The sequence below is a fragment of the Mesorhizobium sp. P3_A9 genome, from assembly GCF_056402975.1.
The window spans coordinates 1-4,184 of the sequence record NZ_JBFUGJ010000436.1 but is presented as its reverse complement, the minus strand read 5'-3'; the positions used below and the strand labels follow the sequence as shown (position 1 = coordinate 4,184).

At 64.6% G+C, this 4,184-nt stretch carries 2 protein-coding genes; both read left to right on the top strand.

What is annotated here, in order from left to right; translation table 11 throughout:
• Positions 1 to 1,043 (top strand): oligosaccharide flippase family protein (locus AC1DX0_RS31915; protein WP_477358397.1); only part of this gene is annotated, 1,043 nt, incomplete at its 5' end.
• 140 nt (positions 1,044 to 1,183) lie between these two features.
• Positions 1,184 to 4,184 (top strand): cadherin repeat domain-containing protein (locus AC1DX0_RS31910; protein ID WP_477358396.1); only part of this gene is annotated, 3,001 nt, incomplete at its 3' end.

The window sequence follows — 4,184 nt, the reverse complement described above, 5'->3', positions numbered from 1 at the left end:
GTGCCTTTGCGACGGGCTACGTCGTTGCCGGTCCGGTCCTGGCTTGGCTCGGCTTCGGCATCTGGGCCCTTGTCGGTGCGCTCCTGATCCAGCAATTCATCCGCATGGTCGTGCTGCTCGCTGGCCAGCCGCATCCGATGCGGCCTTTGCTGGAGCGGCGCGCCATCACCGAACTGCTCTATTTCGGAAGCGGTTTCACCATTGCCCGGGTATGCAATTACCTCGCCACCCAAGCGGACAGGCTTGTCGTGGGCCGCTGGCTCGGCGCCGATGCACTTGGACTGTACGGCCTGTCGTCACAACTGATGACGACGCCCGCGGTCATCGTCGGTCAGGTTCTCGATCGGGTGCTGTTCCCGACCATGGCGCTGGTCCAGGAGCAGCCCGCGCGGCTTGCTCGTGCCTATCGCAGCGCAGTCGCGGGTTGCGCTCTGCTTGTCCTGCCGGCCAGTGTGGTCGTGGCGATCGTCGCGCCGGAGTTGGTTGCGGTCATTCTCGGGCGGGGATGGGTAGGGGTAGTCGCCCCGCTCCAGATTCTAGCGTTCAGCATGCTGTTCCGCACGAGCTACAAGCTTAGCGATTCCGTCTCGCGCGCAACAGGAACGGTCTACGCTCGCGCCTGGYGCCAGGCGGTTTTCACCATCGGCGTCTTCGCCGGCTCCCTCATAGGGCAATTCTGGGGCATAGAGGGCGTGGCGTTCGGCGTCGGCGCGGCCCTCGGGATCAACTTCTTGCTGATGGCACAGTTGAGCCTCCGCGTGACCGGGATGACATGGAGAGACTTCCTTGTGGCGCACCTGCCTGGGCTCGCGCTGGCGGGCGTTGTCGGAACCGGCGTCTGGGCACTGGTGGAATGGCTGCGCGAGTTCCATCTATCTCCTCTTCCCCTGCTCATCGATACGGCATTGCTGGCATCTGCCGGGGGCTTGCTGCTGTGCTGGATCCTGCCCTCGCTGTTTCTCGGGCGGGACGGGCAAACACTGCTGCGCTTGCTCGCTTCGGTGGCGCCCGCCTGGCCTAGGATGAAGAAGGCAACTGACTAGTCAACGACAGAACATTTGGGCCGCGGCTTTCGTGCGCTGCGTACCGTCGCCATGCTCGATCTGGGTATCGGAACTGACGCCCTGTCGGGCACGTCGCGATTCCGGATTTAATCGAGAGAAATGCGGAAAGGAAATCCAACATGGCTAAACTGCCTGAGCTTCCCTGGGGCGACGTGAAACTCTTGATGACGGAGTTCGGCATCGACGCCTCGATCAAAGGCGACTGGCTGAACATTGACAATTGGACCCAGCCGAGCGGAGCAGCGAGCGGCAGCGAGACTCCGCGCGTACTCTCCGAGCTTGGCGATGGAGTCGCTGCCGTAACCGGCAAGGGCAGTCACACCACCAGCTTTGATCCCGCCGCAAACCGGCTCGATCTCGTCTCCGAGCATCGGACCACRCCGGCATGGGGGAGCGAGGGCGGATTGAAACTGACTGGCCTCACCGAGGCGGCAGCCAGACTTGGCATTCATCTTGACAGCACGCTTCTCGACAGGCTTGCGGCGAAGGCCTCTGGGTTGTGGCACAATATGGAAAAGGGTCACGCCGACAGCTTTCTGACCTCCACTACCACTATCCCTGAGGCAGTTGCTGACATCGGCACGGTCTCGACGCGCGCCGCGGTCACCACCAGCAGCCTCTTCGCCGCCAGCTCTAGCGCAATCGACCCTATCTTCGAGACAAGGGTGGCGACCGCCGGCGACGATGTCGAGCAGAAGGGCTCGGGCTCGATCTCGAGCAACACCAACGACCTGGAACTGGGCTATGACAGCAGCACCCGTCAGACGGTAGGCATTCGCTTCACCGGCATCGACATCCCGCAAGGCGCCATCATCACCAGCGCCTACATCCAGTTCCAGGCCAATGAGGTAAAGACCGGCGCGACCTCGCTGCTGATCAAGGGCGAAGATACCGACGACGCGAGCGCCTTCACCAACGTCAGCTTCAACGTCTCTTCACGCGCGACGACGGACGCGTCCACCGCCTGGACGCCGGACCCGTGGACCACGGTCGGCGCCCACGGGTTGGCCGAGCGCTCGCCGGATCTGTCGACGATTGTGCAGGAGATCGTCAACCGCTCGGGCTGGGCGGCGCTCAACGACATGGCATTTATGGTCACCGGCACCGGCACGCGCACGGCCGATTCCTACGAATATTCGCCGACCAGCGCTCCGCTGCTGCACATCGAATATCTGCTGCCTGGATCCGGGGTGGCCTTCAACACCCCGGCCGACGCCGACGCCGCCGTCAACCAGATCGCCGAGCTTGCCGCGGCAGGTGTACCCACCGGGATCACCGCCTCGGCCACGGATCCCGATGCCGGCTCGACCGTCACCTATAGTCTCAACGATTCACGCTTCGCCATCGACGCCAGCAGCGGCGTCATCACGCGCTCAGCCACCGGCGCGCTCGACTTTGAGACGCAGTCGTCCATCAATCTGACCGTGACGGCAACCTCCTCCGACGGAAGCACCGCCAACCAGGTCTTCACCCTCGCCGTCCTCAACAGCCCTGAGCCGGTCGCCTTCAACTCTTCACCGGACGCCAACCCCGCCGCCAACCAGATTGCCCAGAACGCCGCCGCCGGCACGGCGATCGGGATTACCGCCGCAGCCACGGATCCCGATACCGGCTCGTCAGTCACCTACAGCATCGACGACTCGCGCTTCGCCATCAATGCCAGCACCGGTGTCATCACGCGCTCGAGTACTGGCGCGCTCAACGCCCAGTCCGAGCCGTCGATCGCCCTCACCGTCACGGCCACCTCGTCCGATGGCAGCATCGATACCCATGCCTTCAACGTCGACGTCACGGCCAACCAGCTGCCGGTGGCCTTCAACGCACCTCCAGACGCCAACGCCGCCGCCAACCAGATCGCCGAGCTTGCCGCGGCAGGTGCACTCACCGGGATCACCGCCTCGGCCACGGATCCCGATGCCGGCTCGACCGTCACTTACAGCATCAATGACTCGCGCTTCGCCATCGACGCCAGCAGCGGCGTCATCACGCGATCGGCCACCGGCGCGCTCGACTTCGAGACGCAGTCGTCGATTGATCTGACAGTGACGGCAACCTCGTCTGACGGAAGCACCGCCAACCAGGCCTTCACCCTCGCCGTCCTCAACAGCCCTGAGCCGATCGCTTTCAACTCCTCGCCGGACGCCAACCCCGCCGCCAACCAGATCGCCGAGCTTGCCGCGGCAGGTGCACTCAYCGGGATCACCGCCTCGGCCACGGATCCCGATGCCGGCTCGACCATCACTTATAGTCTCAACGATTCACGCTTCGCCATCGACGCCAGCAGCGGCGTCATCACGCGCTCAGCCACCGGCGCGCTCGACTTTGAGACGCAGTCGTCGATCAATCTGACCGTGACGGCAACCTCCTCCGACGGAAGCACCGCCAACCAGGTCTTCACCCTCGCCGTCCTCAACAGCCCTGAGCCGATCGCTTTCAACTCCTCACCGGACGCCAACCCCGCCGCCAACCAGATTGCCCAGAACGCCGCCGCCGGCACGGCGATCGGGATTACCGCCGCAGCCACGGATCCCGATGCCGGCTCGACCGTCACCTACAGCATCGGCGACCCTCGCTTCGCCATCAATGCCAGCACCGGTGTCATCACGCGCTCGAGTACCGGCACGCTCAACGCCCAGTCCGAGCCGTCGGTCGCCCTGACCGTCACCGCCACCTCGTCCGATGGCAGCATCGATACCCATGCCTTCAGCCTCAACGTCACGGCCAGCCAGATGCCGGTGGCCTTCAACGCCCCTCCCGACGCCAACSCCGCCGCCAACCAGATCGCCGAGCTTGCCGCGGCAGGTGCACTCAYCGGGATCACCGCCTCGGCCACGGATCCCGATGCCGGCTCGACCGTCACCTACAGCATCAATGAYTCGCGCTTCGCCATCAATTCCAGCAGCGGCGTCATCACGCGATCGGCCACCGGCGCGCTCGACTTYGAGACSCAGTCGTCGATCAATCTGACMGTGACGGCAACCTCSTCTGACGGAAGCACCGCCAACCAGGCCTTCACCCTCGCCGTCCTCAACAGCCCTGAGCCGATCGCTTTCAACTCCTCGCCGGACGCCAACCCCGCCGCCAACCAGATCGCCGAGCTTGCCGCGGCAGGTGCACTCA